Below are 23,309 nucleotides of genomic sequence, written 5' to 3'. Positions count from 1 at the left end.
CAGAGTGTAAGGCTGCCTGGAGGTTCGAGTTTGTTGGCTTGTCCCATAGACTCAGGGCTACAGAAAGCCCACGCTATAGCGACAGCTTAGCGTGGGAACCTTACACAAAATTAGGATTTTATTTGAAGGTGCAAGATGTCAGTTAAGCATTTTTTTGTTCTGCTATAGTTGCCAATGATTTGCTATGCTTGAGTTCAGGAGTGAACAACCATTGCTCTATCATAAAAACGAGTGGTTCTAAAACAAAGTTAATATGAATAAAATCAAAACCTTAGCAACCGGACTATCTAAACGGTTTATGGCTACTCTAGCCCTATCTGGATGTTTATTAAGCGGTGTGCAAACTTTGTCTCTGGCGAATGGTAACCCCGGACTGGTTATTTTTAGTGGTGTTGAAGAACGTAGTGACATCCTTAACTATAAATTAGATTTTAATGGACGACCCAGATTTTATGGGGAACGGATGAGACTGCGTATCTCCAAGAAGAAGTTAACTCAAGGGGTGAGTAAATTTTTTATTTCTTATCTCAAAGATCCCGAATTTGATGGTAAGTTTAACACTAATTCCGTAGAAGTACGGGTTGATGGTGAGTCTCTTCCTTTAAGAGAAGTTTTTTGGGATAAAGAGAGTCGTGTGGTGGAAATTGACTTAGAAGAACCTCTGGAAGCTGGAAATTCGGCTGAAATCGTCTTTTCTAACATCAAAAATCCCAGCGCGGGAACTTATTACTTAATTGGTGATGTTCTAACCTCCGGACAAATTCCTTTACGGGTTTATGTGGGTACTTGGATTATTTCTTTCTCTCGTACGTAGAAGGTTAGATTTCGTGGGGCTTAATATTATTAAGCCGCCACATTATATTAATACATTCGGTGTAGGGGTCAACGGTTGTTGACCCCTATAAAGATCAAAAATACTATTAAAATCGTTTCTCATAACGAACACGGAACTCATTGAAAGCATAATCATAAGACAGACGAACAAAACCTTTATCTTCCACTTCATAAATGGTTTCTAGGAAAGGAACGATTCGGAAATCTGTACTATTTATGGTCTCACTGACTGCGGTTTCTGCATCGTAGATGATGGTTTGAAATACCATCGGTAAAGCTAGTTGAACAATTCCAAATTGGATTAATTGTTCTGTACTTTGTCCTTGCAAAGCTTCTGCTAATACCAGAACTTGTTCACCCAGTAAACGGACTATTTGTCCTTGACTTCTGGGAGGACTACTGGTTAAGTTAATCAAGGAATTACTTAATAGTTGTTCGTCGGTATTTCCTTGGTTAGCTAGGGTTTGTAAACAGGTACTTACCTTATCTAAATCATCTTGGGATAAACGAGTTGTGGTTTGAATTGGTTTCAGTGGATCTTGTAGTTGACATATTTCGTATCCCTCTCTTCCTAAGTTGGGAAGCAGTTGAGAAAGAGGCCCATTCAGACCTAAGTTAATATCGACCCGTTGCACCTTATTAAGACTATCATCAGGAATTTCGGTTGTTTCTACTGCACGGAATTTTTTGCTACTATCAGGAACTTCTGAAACAATTGTTCTCATCGCTAGATTAAGGGTAGGATTTAATAAGCCTTGATCTGGAGTAAATGTTATAGTATTTGGGCTACGTCTTTCGATAAAAAAGCGAGTTTCTAAGAAGTTTATTAATCCTCTTGTTACGACAATTTCACCATCGGGTTGAAGGGCAGTTAAATCGTTTAAAGTACCGTTAACAGCAACATCTCCCCCAAAATCGAACCTAAAGAAAGGTAATACTTCTATATATAGGTTTTCTAAGCTAACGGCAAAGTTGTCTAGTTTTGGCATAAAAGGTATGGGTTCATTACTAGCAACTTGTCCACGATTTGCTGGTAAAACCCAGTCGTTAATTTCGCTAACAATTTCCTCTCTACTTTGTACTTTAACGGGAATAAATACTTGACCATTGGCTAATTTTACATCTCCTCCTACCACTGGCTGAATAGCAGAACCAGTGACTTTAATTGTACCATCGACTAAACCTCGATATAATCCTTCTAGGTTAATTTTACCTCTTTCTATGGCAACGGTTAGGGGATTTTCTAAACTATTTTCTGGTTTAAATAAGGGTAAAATTCCAGCAATGTTGATGGTACTATCAGCAAAGTTTCCTTGTATTTGTTCGACATTGATAGCTTGATCGTTAATAGCAACGGTTCCAGTGACGGTTAACGGTTGTGGTAAGGCTGCACTTTGGAAAATTGTTTCATTTAAGGTTATTTTTCCTCCAGCATTTAAGTTAGAAACTACTAACCCTTCTGATAGGTCTAAATTTCCACTAACCTGACCATTAATTTCTCCTTCTCCACCGGTTAAGAAAATCTGTTCACCTGTGAAGACACTGACTAATTGTAAGGCTTCTGTATTTAGGTTAATATTGATATCAAAGTTATCATTTTCAGTGTAGATGGGAAAGGGAAGATCAACAGCAGCAGCAACTAGAGAATTTTCATTTGTGGCCAGTTGAAAACGTTGCTCTTGATAACTAAATTGTCCGGCAAGATTGGCTGCAAAAGGTCTTCCTTGAAATGTGGTATCTATTAAAGCGAACTGTCCTTGTATTTGTGGTTCTAAGGGACTACCACTGATGCTTCCTGATGTGTTTAATGCACCGGTCGCATCTAAAGGAACTTTGACAAAGTTATTAATAGTTGCCAGTGATAAATAGTCAACTTGCCAATTCAGGGCAATTTCTTCTAAAGAAGCGTTTCCTTCTAATGCCATTCGAGTTCTATTAATTTGTAGTGCAGCCTTATCTATGGTCAAAGTATTATTATTTACAGCAGCATTCAAGGTAACTTCATTAATAGGAATGAAAGACACATCTCTGATTACTAAACCCACGGGTTCTATGATATCGGCGTATGGTTTTTGGGGATGCCATTCCCAATTTTTCCCACTTAAAGCAACACTAATATTGGGTTTATAAATAGTACCGCCTAAAATAACTTCTGTGTCAAAACTACCTCTTAGGTCAAGTTCCGTCGGTAATCCTCCTTGTTCCCGTTCTTTGGCTAATTTTCGGATTTCTTGGTCAATAACAGCTAATAAATTAACTTGATCGGCAATGTTTCCGTTGGCATCTCCTACGGACTGAGGGGGTATAGAGGCAGCGTTTTGGTAGTCGATGGGTTTAATCTTCAATAAGTCTAGTAACCGTTCTATATTGGACAGTTTCAGGGCAATGAAGAGATCCTGTAAGCGACCTTCTTCGATGTTTAATCGTCCGGTCACTTCCCCAGAGTCTAGGTTGAGTGATCCTTGCACTGCATATAAGCTTTGTCCTAAGCTGAGGGTGGCGTTTTCTAATCTGGCAATATTGTCTCGATAAAGGACATCGGCGGTTAATTGGGTAGCTTCCACAAAACCAATACTGGGTTTATCTATGACCAGTCTTCCTCTTCCTTCTAGGGTGAAGGGGTTGATAACTACTTCGGTTTGTACGTCCCCTGACAAAAAGCCAGGAATACCAAAGTTGCCTCCTGGGGCAATTTTGAGGATATCTAAGGGGATTTGCTCGATTTTAGCGACTAATTCTTCTCCTTTTAGGCTACCACTGATAGCAATGGGGGGCTGATCTCCTGCTTGTTGTCGCAACTCAAAGGCCACGGGTAGATACGGGGCCAGACAGTCTGGACGGGTACAGGGTTGCAAGGATGCAGCAATGACATCTTGTTTACCTCGTAAGTCTATGGCTATGGTTTCTCCTAATGTGGCGTTAACTTTGCCGGTTAATAGGGGTTCAAAGGTGCGATCGTTAAAGGCGAAGTTACGTAGGGTTAAGTCTCCTAGTAGTTTGATATTGCCTGGAAGAGTGGGGTTAGTCAGCAGGTTTTGTCCGATCACTGTTCCGATGAAGGTTCCTACTCCTTGTAGTTTTAGTTCTTCGGGGAGAAGGTCTCGTTGTAGAGGTACTAGGGTAATGAGTTGGGTTAGGGGTAAGTCATCTAGGGTAGACGTTGCTTCAACTGATAGGTTAACTTCGGCATCGGGGAGGGTGAGGGGGTTGGAAACAATAATATTGCCTTTGGCTTTTAGGCTTTGTCCATCGGCCTCAACTGTGATATTATTGGCATTGATAGGTAGAATGGCATTCTCGTCGAAAAGGCTGGATATAGTACCTGAAAGAGAAATTTCGGCGTTTATGTCATCGATCTCTATTTTCGGCACTTCTGGAGCGATTTGGGCGAGAATCAGATTAGGTTTGAGGTTGGATGCAGTGACTTCGGTTGTCCATTGATTATTTTGCAGACGGGTTTGGGTGTCGATGGTGCCATCTGCTGTTGCTAGTTGCAGGTTAACGGTTGCTTTTGCGGTACTGAGATCGGGTTTGGGGGAAAGTAGGGGCAGTACATCACTGGAGACGATGGCTTGTCCATCGACTAATTGGGCGTTAATGGGCAAGTTTGGCACTATCTTGTCTAAGGATAGGGTGGATAGGTCTACTACACCGCGAACTTGACCACTGCCTAAGTCGCCGACTACTCTCACGGGACTGTCATCTACACTCAATTTTACATCAGCGTTGCCCCGAAAGCTACTAATATCCGGGGTGTTTCCTAAGGAGGAGATAAGGGAGTTGAGGTTTCCTGTTAAAACTAGATCGCTACTAACTAAGGTAGATTGTACGGGTAGGTTAGGAATGATAGGGTTAAGGGCAATGGTTCCTACTTGGGCTATGGTGGTTAGGATACCGTTACCCACTTCTATGTTGGCGTTGATGGGACTACCATTAACGATTAATTGTGCATTACCATTGACGTTGAGACGATTAATATTTAACTGTCCCCCTTGAAAAATATTGTTGAGGGAACCGGAGAGATTGATATTGCTTCTACTGAGTTGAACTGGAACTGCTAGGTTAGGTATGTAGGGATCGAGGGGTAAACCAGATACTCCGGCCGTTGCTGTAATATTGCCTCGAGATAAGGCTGTTTCTAGAGCGATCGCACCTTGTCCTATTTGCAGTTGTAGGTTACTTTGACTTTGAATGCTATCTAGGGCAAAGTCATCTAGTTTTCCACTAACACGAATGTTGCCACCTCTGAGGGTAACAGCTTGGCTAAATATTTCCTGGGGACAAGTTGTTAAGGAACAGGCTAAGTTAACAAAGGGATCGAGAGAAAACTGGTTAGCTGTGATTAGGGTTTGCCATTGTTTCTTTTCGATATTACCTAATCCTTGAATAGTAATATTACCTTCAGTGGAGGTTAAAATAGTGTCTTGAATTAAGATATTTTTGCCACCGACAAGAATTGTACCTTTACCTGAAATATCTTCTCCGGAAACGCTTATAATACCTGGGGCAGACCATTCTATTTTTCCTCTGGGATCTGCTAATTTTCCGCCTATTTTTCCTTGTGCTGTTATGGTTCCGATACTAACATTTTGCGGAGATCGATAATAGGGTTGAGCTAATTTCTCTCCTGGCAAGTTGGCCGCAAATTCTAAATTAACTGGCATTTCTTGCCAGTCTATTGTTTTGTTTTCTTTTAAGGCTTTTAAGATACCTAATTCAACTTTTCCTGTAGCAGTAATATTGCCTCCTGCTATTGGTTTAAGCTGAAATTCTTTGAGTTCAATCTTATCTAAGTCTGCTTGAAAAACTGTTTTTAATTCTTGGATTCTTGTTTTGTCAATTAATAATGGCCTACTGTTGTTAATAGTCCCAGTTACAACAGGATTTATTATGTCTCCTGTTAACCTAATTTTCCCTTCTATTTCCCCTGCTAAATTAATGGGTATTTTAACCGCTAAAATCTTAGATATATCCCTCAGTAAAAAAGGATTAATATTAACATCAACATTATAGCCATCTTGCCAATTAATCGAACCCTCAACATCAGTTGAAAACTCACCTAAACTTAAACGAGTATTTTGAAAGTTTAAACTTTGACCTGCAAAATTAAGACCTACATCAAGCTTAATTGGAACTTGCAAAGGTTTTAAACCTGCTTCGATATTTGAGATTTGAAATTCTCCGTTTCCTTCCGTTCCTTCTATATCCTCTAATGAAGGGAAATTAATGTTTAAATCACTCTCAATTAAACCACTCTTTAAAGTGACAGGTAAATTAGGAATTAATCCAGCTAACTCAGGTAAAGCTAATTGAGATATCATAAATTGTGCTTCAGTTTGGAAAGATTTTATATCAGTTTTCCCTTCAACTGTAATCTCACTGTTTAATAAAGCAACATCTAAATCATAATTAACCTCTTGCTCATCATTAGACTTATAACTATACCCTGCTGTTCCTCCTGCTTCTACTTTTATCAGTTCCTTAAACCCATTAGGTAATACAGAAACTTGAGCATTATTTAAGTTAATTTTGGCCTTAATATCAATAGGCAAATTTAACTCTCCTCCTTCTTCAAACTTCGGTAATGTTACCCACTCACCCGACGTATCTTGTTCAATATATAAATCAGGATCATCGATAGTTACATTAACGTCCAACGGTTGACCAATCAATACAGGTAAAACATTAAACTCAACCTTTATCTCCTCAACATCAACCCGATCACTATCCGTTTCTGTCGTAGGAATAGAAGATGTACCAATAACAATATGATTAAAAGAAAAACTTTCAACCTCCCCAACCCTAACCTCTCTTTCTAACGCTTTACTCAACTCTCTCGACAACAAAGGAGATAACCTTTCATAGACAAAATAATTAACTCCTACATAACTTCCTATCCCTAAAGATACTAATACTCCACCTGCGATCAAAGTCGAGGGTTTCTTGAGAAAGTTAACTAATTTTGTCAATACGGAAGAACTACCAGGCGAGGGGCCTGGAGGTGGGTTAGGAGGTAGACTCGTCATAATTCCCTCTAAATATACATATTAACTTAATTAGTGTGTGAGTAAGTAGTTGCGTACTAATTGAAGATCCTTAACTACGATGGTAAACGATCCAAGATAAATTCTTCAACGTATGAAAGTTTCTGTCTTCTTTAACGCCAAAATTAAGTTATTTATGCCCTATTTTTCGTTTAAAATGACTTTTTTATAGACTAAAATGAATTTTAGTCCACATAAATTAAACATTTATCAAAAATACTCCCTGTGTCCCCCTCTCCCCGTCTCCCCCTCTCACCAAACTTCCCACAATCAATTGAAAATTGCTGTAATCCCGTCTATGCTTGAGAAGATAATATGAATAGGGGGTTTTTCTCTTGGATAACAGAGAAAAGTTTTGGTCTGAAGTTTTAGCCTTCTGTCAAAATACAACCAAGGCGATCGCAGAGACTTTAATGGAAAAAGCAGGGAATGTTTCCCCCACCAGCAAAGAAGACGGATCTCTAGTAACAGAGTCCGATCGCTGGGCCGATCAAACCATCCGAGAAGCGATCGCCGCACAATTTCCGGAGCATGGTATTCTAACAGAAGAAACCAGTCACGTTTTTCCCGAACAAGACTGGTGTTGGATCGTCGATCCCATCGATGGAACCACCAACTTTACCCGAGGAGTTCCGATCTGGGCCATTTCTCTGGGTTTAACCTATGGAGGAACCCCCGTCTTTGGTTTTGTTTATCTCCCCCCCCTAAAACAGTCTTTCTACGGTTATTGGTACGGGGAAACGGGACTAAGCGGACCCACTGGGGCCTATCGCGATGGTCAACCCATTACCACCTCCGATCATACCCCTAGCAAAAGTCATTTATTCAATCTTTGCGCCCGTAGTATAAAAATATTACAAAGACCCTTTCCCTGTAAAATTCGCATGATCGGCGTAGCCAGTTATAATTTATTGTTAGTAGCTTCTGGTGTTGCCGTGGGCGGAGTCGAAGCAACCCCGAAAGTGTGGGACATTGCCGCAGTTTGGGTCATTGTTCAAGCGGCTGGAGGAACGTTTATTTTCTTAAAAGATCCTCAACTTTTTCCCTTGACAATTGGCACAAATTATGGTAAAAAATCCATTCCTTCTTTAGTAGTTAATCAGGAAAAATTTGTCCTATTATTGAAACCCTTAGTTGAATGTATTTTGTAGATGCTTGAACGAAAAAGTATTAAATTATCAACAGTAGAATTGTCCTATTTAGAATGGAATCAAGGCACAGAACCTTTATTGTTATTACATGGGTTGGTTGATCATGCTCTTGTTTGGTCAAATTTAGGGGATTATTTAGCCCAAGATTATCATATTATTGCCCCGGATCTACGAGGACATGGAGACAGTAGTAAACCAGAAAACGGTTATAAATTCACAGATTATATCACTGATTTAAACGAATTTATGGATCACTTGGGCTGGAAATCTGCTCATATTGTATCCCACTCTTGGTCAGCAAAACTAGCAGCTATTTGGGCAACGCAGCAACCAGAAAGATTCAAAGATTTAGTATTAATTGATCCATTTTTTATCGATAAAATGCCAGGATGGTTTAAACTAACTTTTCCCATTCTCTACAAAACCTTACCTTTTTTAAAAGTAATTGGACCATTTAATAGCTACGAAGAAGCAGAAAACTTAGCCCGTGGGTTGAAACAATATCAAGGATGGAGTTCCTTACAAGAACAAGTATTTAAGTTAGGGATGGAAGAAAAAGAAGACGGAAAATGGGGCAGTAAATTTATTAAACAAGCGAGGGATGAAATTTTTGAAGAAGTAATGAAATATGCAGGACTCACCCAAGATATTAATATTCCCACCTTATTCGTTAAACCAGAAAAAGGACTGAATCGAACCGCTTGGCAACTTAAACCCTATAAAACCTATTTAAGACAGTTAGAAATTGCCGAAGTACCTGGAAATCATTGGGCTTTTTTAGTCGAACCAAACCCTTTTAATGAAAAAATTAAAGGTTTTTTAGCAATGAATGATGGATAATTAATTAATATTGTTATGTTTGGGAACTAATCAGGGTAAAATAGGTATGAAAATGAGAGTTTTTCGTAACTAATAATAATAACAAGAGGTTAAATAAATACCTATGGCAACAGTTTTGATTGTAGAAGATGATCCCATTAATCTCCGTGTCTTCTCGAAAATTCTTACTAAACGAGGGGGTTTAACCGTCAAAGGGACAGAAGACGTAGACGAAGTCATGAAAATTGCTCAACAGGGAGAAGTTGATATTATTCTCATGGATGTTTCTCTCTCCCATAGTGTATATCAAGGAGAAGCGGTTGATGGCATCAAAATAACTCAATTCCTCAAAAATGACCCAAAAACGGCTAATTTACCCGTTATTTTAGTCACGGCCCACGCTATGGAAGGTGATCGCGAACACTTCCTAGAAAAAAGTGGAGCTGATGGTTACATTTCTAAACCAGTTGTAGATCATGAAAAATTTGTTAATCAGGTTTTAACTACTATCAGTAACCATCAGAAAAATTAAAGTTAATTATCTCTTGTTTGTTGCTGATCTTCTGCCATACTAGAAGAGTCTATTTCTAGTTTAGTAAGAACAGCTTGCATTTGAGGGGTAGCAAAGAAAGTCTGTGTATCTTTGACTAACTTTTCTCCCCAAAGATTGTCTATAAGGTGTTGTATTTCTCCATAACTACTATCTAATTGCAGGGCTGTTTCTCCTAGTTTAATACCCTCTTCTTTTTTTCCTTGAACATATAAAGCAACCCCTAAAGCAAGTATAGGTTCTGCTTGTTCTTCATCAATTTCTAGGGCTTTTTGCCAATGCTCGATCGCTGAGGAAATATTGCCTTGTTCATATTTAATTAAACCAATATTATTCACCGCCGGCCAAAACTCTGCTTGTTGATCAATAGCTTTTTGATAAACAGCGATAGCTTCTGCCATACGTTCTAATTTAAAATAAGCATTTCCTAAGTCAAACTTAGCAGAAGGAACATCGGGTTTAATTTCTAATCCTTCTTCTAATTCCTTAGCTGCTTGTTGATACTTTCCTTGTTGAAAATAGGCATTACCCAAGGTAAATTTAATACCGACTTCTTCTGGTTCTAGAATCAACGCTTTTTCCAAAGCCTCAACCCCAGGTTCTAACTCCTGTTTAATGATATATAAAGTTCCTAAAATAAACCAAGGTTGATATTGATTAGGAGCTAACTGAGCAGCTAGTTTTGCCCGTGATAAAGCTAAATCATGTTGTTGAAAGCGAATAAGTTGGGCTGCTTCTTGAGCCACTTCTAAGCCTTGTTGTTCCAGTTGTTCGCTATTGAGTTGAGGGCTATAAGGTAGAAGCATTTGTGCCATCACAGGAACACTAAACTGCCAAACTCCCACACTCACCAATAAAGAAAGTAACCAATTACCTTTAAACACAGTTTGTTCTCTAAATTTGTTTAATATTATCCATCTTTCCTAGTGTAGTGGAAAAAGATACCTTTCGTGGTAGTTATCAGTTATCAGTTATCGGTTTTTTAATCTCCCCAAACTCCCCCATCTCCCCACACTCCCAGTCTCCCAGTCTCCCAGTCTCCCCACACTACCGAAGGGATGTTATATTTTTCTTAACTTAAGGACTAACCACTCTTTGCTACAGTTAATTAAATGTCGCGAGAAGTCTAACCTAGCAGTTAACGCCGAGGTGTTATGAATTATGAGTGAATTAATTGCGATCGCTTACGACGATGAATTTAAAGCCGAAGAAGTGCGTCTTACCTTAGCTAAAATGCAAAAACAGCATCTCATTGAACTCGAAGATGCTGCCATTGTTATCAAAAATGCTGAGGGTAAAGTTAAACTCAACCAAGCTATTAATTTAACTGCTGCTGGTGCTGCTAGTGGTAGTTTTTGGGGACTTTTAATCGGGACTTTATTTCTTTGCCCTATCGCCGGTGTTGCTGTGGGGGCAGCTAGTGGTGCTTTAAGTGGTGCTATTAGTGATATTGGGGTTGATGATGATTTTATGAAAGAGTTGGGAGAAACCCTAACTCCGGGTACTTCTGCTTTGTTTGTTTTAATTAGAAAAGTAACTCCAGATAAAGTTCTTCAAGAAATTGCACCTTTTGGGGGCAAAGTGTTAAGAACTTCACTGAGTAAAGATGATGAAAATCAATTACAAGAGGTTCTCGATAATAGAGGAATTAAACCAGAAGAAATTACTGCTTAGTATTTGAGTTAATTTCTAATTTAAACCCCGTCTTTAAGGACGGGGTCTTATTTAAAATTTACAAATTGAATCGGGTTCAACGGGACAATTTAAGTTATTAAGTGGATTATTGGCAATATTGAGATGGGTTACTTGGGTTAACAAATGGAGTGAGGAAGGATCTTTTATTTGGTTATCCCTGAGTTGAATATAGGATAATTTAGGGAGAAAAGATAAAGGAGTAATATCGACAATATTATTATGAGATAAATAAATTTTCTCTAAATCAAAAAGGTTAGATAAGGGACTAATATCCTCGAGTAAATTATTGTCGAGAATTAATAAATTTAATTTTGATAATTTGTGTAAAGGACTTAGATCGTTAATGCGATTATCAGCAGCAAGAAAAGTTTTCAAGTTTTGTAGATTTTCTAAGCTACTGATATCTTCAACTTTATTTTTTATTAGAGATATACCTATTAACTTATTTAGACGAGATAAAGGAGAAATATCAGAAATTCTATTATTATCAAATATAATAACTTCTAGGTTTTTTGAGAAAGCAATGGGACGAAGATTAACAATATTATTATTAGGAAGATAAAGATGGGTAATATTATTTAATTTGGCTAGAGGTTTCAGACTACTTACTTGATTATTCCACATCCAGAATGTTTCTAATTTTTTCATATTAGCTAGAGGACTAAGATCACTAATACTATTATTAGATAATTCTAATTTTTCAATTCTTTTTAATGATGAAAGGGGAGTAATATCTACTATTTGATTATCAGCTATGTATAGTTCAGAGAGGTTTTGAAATGAAGATAATGGGGTTAAGTCTTTAATTTGTGTAGCTGATAAATCTAATTGATCTAATTGTGATAGATTACGGCCTGCTATTTCACAGTCAGTATTTTTAACTTTTTCTAATAAAATTGATACTGTGTATTGCACTTCTTCTGACAGTCTTTCTTGATTTAAACATAATTCTGTAAAGGTTGTGGTTGCATTTAAAGATGTATGATTTAACCAAGTTTCGCTTAATAAAACAAATAATAATAAACCGAATAAAAATTGAACAACACGAGAAGAAAGAATAATTTTTTTAAAACCTAACATGATATAAATATCCTTAAGTACCAGCAAAAATAGCAAATAGCAACCGTACAATCCCTACTATAACACAGGGGTTATATCAGCAAATAATTTATATTATGCAGTGATCTAGGTACTCAATTTTGTTGTTCTTGATCACAATTTTGCGATATTAATTTCTTGATGATTGTTATTTTCAAGACCATTAATAATATGTAAATCTCTTTGAGGATAAGGAATTTCAATACTATTCTTTTTAAATGCTTTCCAGATATCGCAAATTAAACTACTGGTTACTCGTTTACCAATTAATGGATTATCCAACCAATATTTTAGTTCAAAATCAATACTAGAATCGCCAAAATTAAGGGCAAAAGCAACAGGTCTAGGATAGTCTAAAATATTGGGATTGTTATCAGCAACCTCTAGTAACACTTTGATAACTTCTTGTGGATCACAATCATAGTTTGCCCCGACAACAACAGAACGATAGACTAATGGATCACTCCCCGTAAAAGTGGTTACTTCTTGTGTAAAAAAGGTCTGGTTAGGAATAATTTTTTCGGAATTATCTCTAATTACTTGTACAGTTGTTGCCCGAATACCAAATTTTTTAACCTGACTCATCTCGTTATTAATACTAATGACATCATCGGGTTTTAATGCACCTTCAAATAATAAAAATAAACCACTAATAAAGTTACTAATAACTTCTTTTAAACCGAAACCAATACCCACAGATAAACCTCCTGTAATGGCAGCTAAGGCAGTGGGACTAATACCAACGTAACCAAAAATTAGGGTAATTCCTAAGCCAATTAAAAAGTAACGAAGAATCAGAGAAATTGATTGCACAGCCCTTTGATCTGTTCGTATCTCTTTAGAAAAAAGATAAATTAATACCTTTTCAAAGAGAGAGCATCCTGTGATCCAAAAATACAGTCCACCCACGGTGACAACAATATCTCCCAAGGTTACAGACTGATCAAATAATTGGAAAAAGGAAACACGAAATATGGTATCAAAATCAGTAAAAATATTGATAATGTGTAAAACAATAAAGGTAGAAAACAAGGGAGCAAAAAAGCGATAATGATAGTGTTCAACTCTTTTATGGCTCAACGAAGCATAAAGGCAAACTAAAAATACACGATAAAAAATATAGAGCCATAAAAGATTAATTGTATCAGTTAAATAACCAGCAAATAAGCCTTGCTGTAAGAATATTAATCGTAGTAAACCAATAGTAATTAAACTTAAAATTGGAAATGTAAGATAGCAAAATAAAGCCGCACAGCACTGCTGATAATATCGTTCTTCATTTTTTTCTTCAAATTGACTGATATCAGGAAATCGCTGTTTAAATTTACCCCATATCCATTGTGAAATGAGAAACATAACAATAAGAGATACAGCAATCGTAAACAGTTGAAGTTGAACAGCAGGACGTTGTAAAATAATCATAGTTTTTAACCATTCTTCCCAAAAAACACTGGGAGCAAGTACAATTTTTTGATTCATCAATACTCCTCACAATTTTTAATTAAATTGATTATTAACCGCTTGTTTTATTTTTGAAGCAGCTTTTTCTGGTGTCATTTCTCCAGCCATAACTTCGTGATAAAGAAGATCACCATATTCAAAGATAGCTTTATTTTTCTCCAGTTGATCTAAAGAGACAATAATCCCATTTTTAGATTGTTCAAATAATACCGCTTGCTTGGGAAATAAACTAGCATCAACCTTAGAATTTTTATTGACAGGAATGAGAAAGGCTGCTTTAACCTGTAATTGCTGTTGATATTGAGCATTGGTAGAAAACTGGGCAAATTTTAAGGATAATTGATGTTGATTTTCACTAGAAGCACGATTAAAAATAAAACCAACTGTCCATAAAGGAGGAGTAGCCGGTTGATTTTTTCGACCAGGTAATAAAGCAACCCCTAAATTCTTGCTTCCTAATGCTTCGCTGAGCAAAGGTATCCAACCGGATGAACAAGGCATATAGGTTAACCGACCTTGGATAAACGCTTCTTGTAGGGTTTCCACATCCTCAATGAGATAAAAGTTAGGTTCATTCTGAGCATTTTTCAGCCATTTCATCCACTCTATCCAACCTTGATTATCCCCTAAAATAACGCGCCCCGACTGATCTAATAATTTTCCTCCAAAAGCCCCAGTTCCCCAAATGGTAGCACGAAAATTAGATTGCATTCCCACCGAATAACCCCGACGCGCTTGTAGAATTAACTCATCTAACGTTTTGGGTTTGGGGGTTTGTTTGACCTTCTTTTTGTTGTAACAAAGCACTTGGGTTGCTAAACGGACAGGAATGGCATACAGTTTATCGTTATAGCGAACTTGTTCCAGGGTTTCTGGTCGAAACTGGGATAAGTCAACATCGTCTTCATTGATACTGTCTAAGTACCCTAAACGAATCAGTGAGGCAATTTTATTGTTGGTTAAAGAAACGGCAAAAACATCTGGACCGGCACCTCTGGCAATCTCTCGGCTAAAGTTTGATAAATTTTCATCAGGTAAAACAAATTTCAGGGATAGTGTCACATCAGGATTGAGTTTATCAAACTGGATTGTGGCATCATTAACAATTTCTTGATAATAAGCACTTTGTTTTTCTGTTAGTCCTATAGGAACTTCTGCCCAAACTAAAATTTCTCCTTTTAGAGGTGTTTTTGTAGTCTGAAAAGTTTCGATTTCATTACTAGCACAACCGTTGATTAGTAATAGACTGATTAAGAGGATATTTAAGAACCAATTTTTAATCTTCATTGTTAATGATTTCAGTGGATAAGAACTCAGCCTTATGGGCTATAAAAATTATAGTAATAAGTTATGATATCTGAGAATTAACAAACTATAATTACATAATATATAGATTAGCAAAATTTAGAACTATAGCAATTAGTAATGATATGTGAGAAGCGAGAATATATAAGGACATAATACTATTATGTACCTAGGAATGCTTACTTGTAGGGGTTTAACACTTTGTTGTACCCAGAAAGCTGATGTTCTCACAACTGAAAGCTGATTGCTATAGATTCAGTTGGCTTTTTTCTCAGCTACTTTAAAAATATATAGCTCAAACCATTTATCAGGTAGAGGATGTAAATATTCTAGTATCTTAATCATCCATTGCAAATCAGATGAGTAAGGATCGTAATGATATATTAGTTGATAATTATCTTTAAACTGTTGAATATCTTCTGATAATAATCCATTTGGTAGTTGAGGTAAAATAACAATGCGATCGTTTATCTGTAAGGAAGGGCTATAGTAACACTTTAAATAAGATATATAAGGAACACAATTGTCTTTTGGATTCTTTTGTTGTATTTTTATCATTGCAATTGAGCTAGACATAGAAGATTGAGAAGGATACTTTTTGTGAGGAAATAAAGGGATATTTTTATAATTCATAAAAGCAGAAAATTCCATCACATCATAATTACGATTACCAGGAAAAACTAAGTTAGTATAATCGAGATATTTTTCTGCTTTTAATTCCTTTTGAATAAATTCAACTGCTTTAATTCTTCCATCTGCAAATAGTTTTTTTGTAACTATTATATAGGAGCTATTATATATTTGGTAAGAACTTAAAAGGGTTATTAAAAATAATAAAATCAGAGAATTATACTTATTGATATTCAAAAATTTATCAGCTATTATAGAACAATATAAAATAGCGATAAAATCCACTGGTGCTAGATAATACGTGGCGTAAAGGTTAAGCACAATATAAGCTAAAAAGTAAAATAATGCTCCTATTGCTAAGGAATCCCATAATAAATCAAATTTGATCTTTGATTGAGATACTAAAATTATTCTTGAACTTATAGTTAATAAGAAAATGCTTAGTAATGGGCTAAAAGATAAGTATTTTGTTAAAACCATTAATCTTGTTAGTTCATTTCTCTGTTCTACATAGGATGAAGTTATATTGGGTAAAATAGTTATTATATAAAGAAGCACAAATAAAGCGGATAAGAGTAATAATGATATTTCTAACCAATTCTGATGAATAAAATTTATAATATTTTTTATTGATTTTACAGTTTGTTGCCTCTCGATAAACTTAATTAGCAAACGACTGAGAGCAAATCCACTGATGAATAAAAATGAAGGTTCTTTATAGTAGATAATAAATTGAGATATAGTAACTATGAAAATAAAATTATAAAGAGATTTTTTAGAGTCAAATCTTTGTATAAATAATATAAAAAGTGTTAGCCAGAAAATAAGGTTTCTTTCAGGAATAATTAAAGAAAAATAAGATTGAACAAAGCTGGGAGTCATCAAGATCAGGATAATAACTAATACTTTATTATTTATTTTTTCTTTTGTAAATATGTAAAAAACACTAAAAACAACAACTATAATTTGAAAAATTGGGAATAAATGATAACCAAAAGAAGTTTTTGTGAATAAACTAATTAAGTTAAATTCTTGATGACCTAACGGAAAAAATCGACCTTCATGGGACCAAATTGGGAGACCAAACAATCTACCTCTCAAAGAAAATAAGGTAATTTGAGAATAGTCATTACCAACAAAATCTTCTTTGTAAAGAATCAGTAAACTATATGAGAAAATCAGCAATAAAAGAAATATTATCTGAAAAATAATAAGGTTTTTATTATTCAAATTACCTTTATTTTGATCCAGCTTTATCGGGGAAGATGATGGATAAAGTTGATTAGAAATTGAATTGAAATTAATTAATTTTATCCCATAGATAATTAAAAAACACGGTGCTAAGACCCAAATAAGCCAAAAATCCCAATAACTGTTAACGTAAGTTGACCATGTCATGTTAAAAGTTTCCTATTGATAGTAATATCAAAAATAATGTTATCAATAATTATAACTGGGTTCTGTAAAATAGTAGAACATTTATCTGTTACTTCTTACCTGAGTTTGCTCTACAATATCTATGTTACAGTTAATGAGTATAATTGGTATTTGTAACAATGAAACCTCACTATTTATTCTTACCTATAGGTATTATAGCGATCGCTTGGTTTGCTTTTGGTATTTATCAGGCCAATAGTGCGCCTTTACCTGTTGGTTTTCCTGCTCCCACAGCCCCTGATAAAATCGAAATTAAGCAATATCCTGCCTATCGTGCTGCTACTTATAATTATTCGGGAAATCTCTCTGAAGCTGGCAATCAGGCATTTTCTTCCTTATTCCAACATATTAGCAGCAATAACATTTCTATGACAGCACCGGTAGAAACTCGTTATCCCTTGAGTACCCTAGAAAGTAATGAAAAAACAGGATCAGCAACGGTGTCTTTTCTTTATCGGAATACGGATATTTATCCCCAAGAAATAGCTAATAATATTACGGTTGAGGACATTCCTGCTATGACAGTGATAAGCTTAGGATTACAGGGTGGTTATTCCTACGAAAGTTATCAACAAGGGTTAGAAAAACTGAAAAATTGGCTATCAAAAAATCCTGGTTATCAAATGGTAGGTAAACCTCGTCGTTTGTTCTACGATGGCCCTTATAAACCTGATGCTGCTAAACGTAGTGAAATTCAAATCCCCGTCACACAATAAAGGTTAATTACAGATGAAAACTTTAACATTAAATAACGGAAACACGATTCCTCAGTTTGGATTAGGAACCTGGAAGTCTGAACCAGGACAAGTTAAAAATGCAGTTAAATCTGCTTTAATTCTAGATTATAAACATATTGATTGTGCGTCGATATATGGTAATGAAAAAGAAGTTGGAGAAGGTTTAATCGAGTCTTTTACTAACAATGTTGTGAAACGCAAAGATATTTTTATAACATCTAAACTCTGGAATAATCGACATTACAAAAATGACGTTGTTCCAGCTTTAAAACAAACTTTAAAAGACTTACAAATAGATTATCTTGATTTATATCTTATTCACTGGCCAGTTGCTTTTAAACCAGAGATAAATTTTCCTGAAGATGCTTCTGGTTTATTATCTTTATCCGAAGTTCCTTTAATAGAAACATGGCAAGGAATGGAACAAGCAGTTAATGAAGGATTAGTTAAAAATATTGGTGTTTCTAACTTCAGTATCAAAAAAATTGATAATATTTTGTCCAGTTGTAGCATAAAACCTGCCATGAATCAAGTAGAATGTCATCCTTATTTACAACAAGATGAATTACTTGCTTACTGTCAAAAAAATGACATAGCATTAACAGCATATTCTCCCTTGGGTTCCAAAGATCGTCCTGATTTTCTTAAACAAAAAAATGAACCTATATTGTTAGAAAATGAAGTCATTAAGAACATAGCGAAAAAGTATCAAGTTACCACAGCACAAATTTTAATTCAATGGGCGATCGAAAGGGGAACTGTAGTTATTCCTAAGTCCGTTTCTCCTGAAAGAATTAAGCAAAATTTTGCGGCACAAAACATTAATTTAGACGCAGAGGATATGGAACAAATTAAAACCCTTAATTGCAATTATCGTTATGTTGATGGGTCATTTTTTGCCATTCCTAATAGTAGTTATACCGTAGAAAGTATCTGGGGGTGATGGGGAGACGGGGAGTGTGGGGAGACGGGGTGAGGGGGAGTGTGGGAGAGTTGGATGTCTCGTTCAAAAAATCATAACTCCGAACTCCGAACTCCGAACTCCGAACTCCTAAAACTAGAAAATACCGTACCTCACAAGTATGAGTTAATAATTATTAGTTATCCATTGATAAATCTGAACTGTTTTCTATTGATTTATCTTTCATTGCAAAGGTTCCTAAATCATAGCTAGAGGGACTTTGAAACACTCTTAAATCAAATTGAGGAACCATACAAAGAAGATGATCAAAAATGCCTGACTGTACTTCTTCGTAATGGGACCAAGCCGTGTCATTACTATAAACATAAATTTCCAGTGGTAAACCCTGTGCAGTAGGATGTAATTGACGGACTAAAAAATAAGGGCCTGGACTAACTTTAGGATGTGCGTGTAAATAGGCCATTACATAAGCACGAAATACCCCAATATTGGTTAAAAACTTATCATCAATAGGTTCTAAATTATTACTACTCAAATGTTGTTTAATATCTTCTCCAATATATTTCATTTTAGAAAATTTTTCTAACATTTCTTGATCACAAAATTTAATCGAAGTCATATCAATATAAATCGCACGTTGAATTTTTCTACCCCCAGATTCAAACATAATACGCCAATTTTTAAAAGAATTGGATATTAAAGCATAGGTAGGAATAGAGGTAATTGTATTATCCCAGTTTAACACTTTTACCGTGAATAAATTGATTTCATTAACAAAGCCATCAACACCATAACTAGGCATTTCAATCCAATCTCCTAAGGCCACCATCCCATTAGCGGCTAACTGTAAACCTGCGGTAAAACCCATAATAGAATCTTTAAAAATAAGCATTAAAATAGCACTACCAGCACCTACTGTGGCTAAAATATTAGTGAGGGGTTGATTAATAGAATTAGCAACAATAATTAAGATAAATAAACTAGCTAATAAAATATAAAAAAGTTGTACAAAAACTCGAATTGGAACTGCTTTTAATCTTTCTTGGGACTCTCCAAATCTAACAATAAGATCGAGAATTCGACTTATTAGTAGAAAAGAAATAATTGCTATAGAAATAGTAAAAGTATTATCTAATAACCAACGACCAATTTCATAAGAATCAGGAAAACCTTTCAAAATAAAACCCATACCAGGGAACCAAATAATTGCGTGTCCTATTAACAGTAATTTTCGATTCCAAAACATAGATATTTTGGAGTTTTTGCGTGGAACTAAATATTTTTGTGAGGCTAATAATAACCAACTAGCTATGATCATTAAAAGAAAAATAGCAAAAGAAATAACCCCTTTTTGTAAAAGGGAATGGGGTTGACGAGATTGCCATGCTACCTCTAAAGCTTCATGAACTATGTGAGAACTAATTGTAGCCAAGACAGGAATGGGAATACCATAAAGTCGAGAATCTGCTGCTGTAATGGTCATTAATAACCATGTTTGTTTGATCCCAGTATCAGATATTCCTAATTGATTTTTAGGAGAAATAACTATTACTGTTTCCTGATTAAGAATAGAAGGATAAACAATAATTTCATTAGGGTTGATATTTCTTTTTACAATTTCATCAAGGGTATTTTCAATAGTTTTAACACGAAGTTTTAATATATTTTTATCCTCTTCAATATTAACAGCAACCGGCATCACAATACGTCCATCCAGTTTAACAGCTTGATATTGAAGATTACCTAATTGTCCTGATGATAAACTAAATAAACCAAGACTATCTAATTCTTTCTTTTTATCTTTAAGTTTAATAGCTTCTTCTACTCCAATATTAAAGCGTTCCATTAATTCTTTAATTTCGGGATCTGTTTCAGCTTCTTTTAAGCGAGAATTAACAGGAGGAATACTATTACTCGGTTCAACTTCTTGGGGTTCCTCAAGATTAGGACTAGGAGAAATAACAGGGGTTTGTGCTAGGGTTAAAGACGATAAACTAACTGATAAAAAACAAGTAGTTAAACTAATAATGATACACAATATTAAAGAGGAAATAGAAGATAATTGCAGCGTAACTATTTTTCTTAATCGGTACATCATCGAATTAATTAGGTAAAAAATTAATAAGTTTACAATGTTAACACCATCTTCACTAGCTTGTTGTTTATTTTTGTTCAACCAACTATAATCACTCATAGTGTTTACATTTGAGCCTTAAATAGTCTAACACAAGCATACTTCGACACGCTCAGCATAATTCTTCCTGCTTACAGCCTAGAAGTCCATGTTACTGCTTGCAGATTCAATGTAAATTCTATAAATTAAAGTATTCTTAAAATGGTGAAAAATGAGGAGATGAATCAAAAAAAATTAAAGCTATCTAACCTGATTAAACAAACCTTTGCTTCTCTGTCAGCTATTAGTATTAACTTCCTTCCTGCTGCAAGTGTGGCCCAAACTTTACGCCTCACAGAAACAACACTGACAGAAGTTAACCAAGCCTTAGAAAAAGGTGCTGTGACTTCCGAACAATTGGTTAAACTTTATCTCAAACGCATTGAAACCTACGAAGATCAAGGACCGAAAATTAATGCGATTATCTCCGTTAACCCCAATGCTGTTGCAGAAGCAATCGCTTTAGACAAAGAACGTCAAGAGAGCGGTCCACGGGGTCCCCTACACGGCATCCCTATTATCGTTAAAGATAACTATAATACAAAAGATATCCCCACCACAGCAGGTTCTATCCTCTTAGATAACTCTTTACCCCCTGATGATGCCTTTACCATCAAAAAACTGCGCGATGCAGGGGCAATTATCATCGCTAAAGCCAATATGAGTGAGTTTGCTGAGTCCTATGGTTGGCTAGGCTATAGTTCTCTGGGAGGCTTAACCCTCAACCCCTATAAATTGACCCGTGACCCCTCCGGTTCAAGTGGAGGCAGTGGGGCAGCGATCGCAGCGAGTTTTGCCCTTTTAGCCACAGGTACAGATACGTCCGGTTCTATCCGTGGACCTGCTTCCGTAGCTGGTATCGTCGGTATTAAACCTACTCAAGGGTTAGTCAGTCGGGATGGTATTGTTCCTCTGACCCTCTCCTTTGATTCCGCAGGGCCTATGACCAACACAGTCAGAGATGGAGCGATCGCTTTAGGGATTATGGCTGGAATCGATCGCAACGATCCTCGCACTTTAGATAGTCAAGGAAAATCCTATCAAGATTATACTCAATTCCTCGATAAAGACGCTCTGAAAGGGGCTAAAATTGGCGTTGTCATCGATTTCAACGGAGGTAATGAGGAGGTTGACGCTTTAACCCAACAAGCCGTTGCCAAGCTCAAAGAATTGGGGGCAGAGATGGTGATAGTGGACTTACCGACACAATTAGAAAATCTCTGGCCTTTGATGGAAGAAGTCACAGAGGCTGAGTTTGAACCCCAACTGGAAAATTACCTACAGACTTTAACTGCTTCTGTCCCGAAAAGTCTGGAACGGTTGATTAACTTAGCTTTATCTAATAATATTGCTCAATCTTCAAATGCGTTAAATCCTGGGCGTATTCGAGGGGCGCAAGCTTCTGTTGAGCATAAAGGACTGGCAGACCCTCGTTATCTCTATATTACTCAATACGAGTTTCCGAGAGTGCGTCAAGTTCTGACTTCTATTATGGAGTCTCAGGAGCTTGATGCCATGATTTTTCCTACTATGAGGTGTCCTGCTGGCCCCCTTTATACCATCGAAAACGATCGCACTTATGAATGCAACATCGATGATCCTTATACTCCAGGATACTTGGCCAATGTTTCTGGTTTTCCAGGAATTTCCGTTCCTATGGGTTTTACTAAGCAAGGATTACCGGTTGGTTTAACTTTCTTCGGTTTGGCTTACAGTGAACCTACTTTATTAGGCTTTGCTTACGCTTACGAACAAGCGACCCAATTTCGGCGATCGCCTGCTTCTACTCCTCCCTTACCAGGAGAAACTATTAATTATTGATGCCAACTGTCGAGGACAAAATTAGTTAATAATAACTAAAAAAGTTTCTGCAACATAATCAACAAAGTCCTTGGGCAGAATTTCTCCTGTGGTTTTCCACCAACGAGTATTCAAATCAACTGTTCTAATTTGTTCTGCAATAACTGAACCGTTGATTTTGAATCCATCGGGAATCTCAATCATCATTTTAACTTCTGGTTTGATGGTACTTGTAATGGGAGTTACCACTACTATTCCTTGACGAGCTAAATTGTATTCAGTATGACTGAGAACTAAACAAGGACGTGCATTTCCTGATTGTTCTCTTCCTTGGGTTGGGTTGAGATTAATTCTAATAATTTCTCCTCTGGAAATATTTAGCATTTTTCTAAATTAATTCCCTTCCTTCAGTTTCACTTTCAACAAAGTCAAGAACATCATCAGGGTAGGCAAAATTAGGGGGAATACTAGCTAATAATTCGTCAAGATTACTCACTTTTCTTTTCTTGGTAATTATCAGAGCATTGTCTGATTCGGTTAACTCAATGACAGAGTTTTCTTCAACGCCAAAACTTTCAGCCACTTTATAGGGTATTCTTAAGCCTAGACTATTTCCCCATTTTTTCAGTTCTATTTCCATCGTTTAACACTCT

17 protein-coding genes are annotated in these 23,309 nt (G+C 36.2%); 8 read left to right on the top strand and 9 right to left on the bottom strand.

The window, feature by feature from the left end:
- Positions 1-253 precede the first annotated feature (253 nt).
- Entirely contained in the window at positions 254-814 is a 561-nt protein-coding gene (locus tag QNJ66_RS09720; protein ID WP_300505763.1) for a DUF2808 domain-containing protein, read from the top strand.
- A gap of 106 nt (positions 815-920) precedes the next feature.
- Here the strand turns inward: QNJ66_RS09720 and QNJ66_RS09715 are convergent, their stop codons facing one another.
- Complete coding sequence (locus QNJ66_RS09715) at positions 921-6,860, bottom strand: translocation/assembly module TamB domain-containing protein (RefSeq protein WP_300505760.1); 5,940 nt, start codon at positions 6,858-6,860, stop codon at positions 921-923.
- Between the two features lie 353 nt (positions 6,861-7,213).
- Between QNJ66_RS09715 and QNJ66_RS09710 the strand changes: the two genes are divergently transcribed.
- From QNJ66_RS09710 to QNJ66_RS09700, 3 genes are all read left to right on the top strand, one after another.
- Positions 7,214-8,029, top strand: a complete 816-nt coding sequence (locus QNJ66_RS09710) for an inositol monophosphatase family protein (protein ID WP_300505758.1) — start codon at positions 7,214-7,216, stop codon at positions 8,027-8,029.
- Positions 8,030-8,869, top strand: coding sequence for an alpha/beta hydrolase (locus QNJ66_RS09705; RefSeq protein ID WP_300505755.1), 840 nt, complete (start codon positions 8,030-8,032; stop codon positions 8,867-8,869).
- A 103-nt stretch (positions 8,870-8,972) separates the two neighbouring features.
- The gene (locus tag QNJ66_RS09700; protein ID WP_300505752.1) at positions 8,973-9,380 is read left to right on the top strand and encodes a response regulator; all 408 of its coding nucleotides are present in this window, start codon (positions 8,973-8,975) and stop codon (positions 9,378-9,380) included.
- 2 nt (positions 9,381-9,382) lie between these two features.
- On the opposite strand, the gene QNJ66_RS09695 is transcribed toward QNJ66_RS09700, so the two are convergent.
- On the bottom strand, positions 9,383-10,309 hold the full coding sequence (locus QNJ66_RS09695) for a tetratricopeptide repeat protein (protein WP_300505768.1): 927 nt from the start codon (positions 10,307-10,309) through the stop codon (positions 9,383-9,385).
- Positions 10,310-10,559: 250 nt separating this feature from the next.
- Between QNJ66_RS09695 and QNJ66_RS09690 the strand changes: the two genes are divergently transcribed.
- Positions 10,560-11,072, top strand: a complete 513-nt coding sequence (locus tag QNJ66_RS09690) for a DUF1269 domain-containing protein (RefSeq protein ID WP_300505749.1) — start codon at positions 10,560-10,562, stop codon at positions 11,070-11,072.
- A gap of 51 nt (positions 11,073-11,123) precedes the next feature.
- On the opposite strand, the gene QNJ66_RS09685 is transcribed toward QNJ66_RS09690, so the two are convergent.
- The 4 genes from QNJ66_RS09685 to QNJ66_RS09670 all read right to left on the bottom strand — a co-directional run bounded on the left by QNJ66_RS09685 (position 11,124) and on the right by QNJ66_RS09670 (position 16,985).
- The gene (locus QNJ66_RS09685; RefSeq protein ID WP_300505746.1) at positions 11,124-12,173 is read right to left on the bottom strand and encodes a leucine-rich repeat domain-containing protein; all 1,050 of its coding nucleotides are present in this window, start codon (positions 12,171-12,173) and stop codon (positions 11,124-11,126) included.
- A gap of 132 nt (positions 12,174-12,305) precedes the next feature.
- Positions 12,306-13,670, bottom strand: a complete 1,365-nt coding sequence (locus QNJ66_RS09680) for a mechanosensitive ion channel domain-containing protein (RefSeq protein ID WP_300505743.1) — start codon at positions 13,668-13,670, stop codon at positions 12,306-12,308.
- Positions 13,671-13,688: 18 nt separating this feature from the next.
- Positions 13,689-14,939, bottom strand: coding sequence for an ABC transporter substrate-binding protein (locus QNJ66_RS09675; RefSeq protein WP_300505741.1), 1,251 nt, complete (start codon positions 14,937-14,939; stop codon positions 13,689-13,691).
- A gap of 273 nt (positions 14,940-15,212) precedes the next feature.
- Positions 15,213-16,985, bottom strand: coding sequence for a hypothetical protein (locus tag QNJ66_RS09670; RefSeq protein ID WP_300505738.1), 1,773 nt, complete (start codon positions 16,983-16,985; stop codon positions 15,213-15,215).
- Positions 16,986-17,143: 158 nt separating this feature from the next.
- Here QNJ66_RS09670 and QNJ66_RS09665 point away from each other — a divergent pair, with 158 nt between their 5' ends.
- Positions 17,144-17,740 carry a heme-binding protein gene (locus QNJ66_RS09665; protein ID WP_300505735.1) on the top strand — a complete coding sequence of 199 codons (597 nt, stop codon included), beginning with the start codon at positions 17,144-17,146 and terminating at the stop codon, positions 17,738-17,740.
- A gap of 13 nt (positions 17,741-17,753) precedes the next feature.
- A complete protein-coding gene (locus tag QNJ66_RS09660; protein WP_300505732.1) occupies positions 17,754-18,704 on the top strand; it encodes an aldo/keto reductase in 951 nt (316 codons plus the stop codon).
- 154 nt (positions 18,705-18,858) lie between these two features.
- On the opposite strand, the gene QNJ66_RS09655 is transcribed toward QNJ66_RS09660, so the two are convergent.
- On the bottom strand, positions 18,859-20,877 hold the full coding sequence (locus QNJ66_RS09655; RefSeq protein WP_300505730.1) for a mechanosensitive ion channel domain-containing protein: 2,019 nt from the start codon (positions 20,875-20,877) through the stop codon (positions 18,859-18,861).
- 159 nt (positions 20,878-21,036) lie between these two features.
- On the opposite strand from QNJ66_RS09655, the gene QNJ66_RS09650 reads away from it, so the two are divergent.
- Positions 21,037-22,677, top strand: coding sequence for an amidase family protein (locus QNJ66_RS09650; protein WP_300505727.1), 1,641 nt, complete (start codon positions 21,037-21,039; stop codon positions 22,675-22,677).
- A gap of 21 nt (positions 22,678-22,698) precedes the next feature.
- Here QNJ66_RS09650 and QNJ66_RS09645 read toward each other — a convergent pair whose 3' ends face one another.
- Both QNJ66_RS09645 and QNJ66_RS09640 read right to left on the bottom strand, forming a co-directional pair.
- A complete protein-coding gene (locus QNJ66_RS09645) occupies positions 22,699-23,040 on the bottom strand; it encodes a type II toxin-antitoxin system PemK/MazF family toxin (protein ID WP_300505724.1) in 342 nt (113 codons plus the stop codon).
- 4 nt (positions 23,041-23,044) lie between these two features.
- Entirely contained in the window at positions 23,045-23,296 is a 252-nt protein-coding gene (locus QNJ66_RS09640; RefSeq protein ID WP_300505721.1) for an AbrB/MazE/SpoVT family DNA-binding domain-containing protein, read from the bottom strand.
- Positions 23,297-23,309 lie beyond the last annotated feature (13 nt).

The sequence above is a fragment of the Crocosphaera sp. genome (assembly GCF_030064895.1).
GTDB lineage: Bacteria > Cyanobacteriota > Cyanobacteriia > Cyanobacteriales > Microcystaceae > Crocosphaera.
This window is presented reverse-complemented; position numbering and strand designations above follow the sequence as displayed.

Excerpts from the sequence above, each read along its gene's own strand:
- QNJ66_RS09680 (WP_300505743.1), bottom strand. The coding sequence starts at position 13,670 with ATGAATCAAAAAATTGTACTTGCTCCCAGTGTTTTTTGGGAAGAATGG.
- QNJ66_RS09670 (WP_300505738.1), bottom strand. The coding sequence starts at position 16,985 with ATGACATGGTCAACTTACGTTAACAGTTATTGGGATTTTTGGCTTATT.
- QNJ66_RS09650 (WP_300505727.1), top strand. The coding sequence starts at position 21,037 with ATGAATCAAAAAAAATTAAAGCTATCTAACCTGATTAAACAAACCTTT.
- QNJ66_RS09685 (WP_300505746.1), bottom strand. The coding sequence starts at position 12,173 with ATGTTAGGTTTTAAAAAAATTATTCTTTCTTCTCGTGTTGTTCAATTT.
- QNJ66_RS09720 (WP_300505763.1), top strand. The coding sequence starts at position 254 with ATGAATAAAATCAAAACCTTAGCAACCGGACTATCTAAACGGTTTATG.
- QNJ66_RS09690 (WP_300505749.1), top strand. The coding sequence starts at position 10,560 with ATGAGTGAATTAATTGCGATCGCTTACGACGATGAATTTAAAGCCGAA.
- QNJ66_RS09665 (WP_300505735.1), top strand. The coding sequence starts at position 17,144 with ATGAAACCTCACTATTTATTCTTACCTATAGGTATTATAGCGATCGCT.
- QNJ66_RS09705 (WP_300505755.1), top strand. The coding sequence starts at position 8,030 with ATGCTTGAACGAAAAAGTATTAAATTATCAACAGTAGAATTGTCCTAT.
- QNJ66_RS09640 (WP_300505721.1), bottom strand. The coding sequence starts at position 23,296 with ATGGAAATAGAACTGAAAAAATGGGGAAATAGTCTAGGCTTAAGAATA.
- QNJ66_RS09655 (WP_300505730.1), bottom strand. The coding sequence starts at position 20,877 with ATGAGTGATTATAGTTGGTTGAACAAAAATAAACAACAAGCTAGTGAA.
- QNJ66_RS09645 (WP_300505724.1), bottom strand. The coding sequence starts at position 23,040 with ATGCTAAATATTTCCAGAGGAGAAATTATTAGAATTAATCTCAACCCA.
- QNJ66_RS09715 (WP_300505760.1), bottom strand. The coding sequence starts at position 6,860 with ATGACGAGTCTACCTCCTAACCCACCTCCAGGCCCCTCGCCTGGTAGT.
- QNJ66_RS09700 (WP_300505752.1), top strand. The coding sequence starts at position 8,973 with ATGGCAACAGTTTTGATTGTAGAAGATGATCCCATTAATCTCCGTGTC.
- QNJ66_RS09675 (WP_300505741.1), bottom strand. The coding sequence starts at position 14,939 with ATGAAGATTAAAAATTGGTTCTTAAATATCCTCTTAATCAGTCTATTA.
- QNJ66_RS09660 (WP_300505732.1), top strand. The coding sequence starts at position 17,754 with ATGAAAACTTTAACATTAAATAACGGAAACACGATTCCTCAGTTTGGA.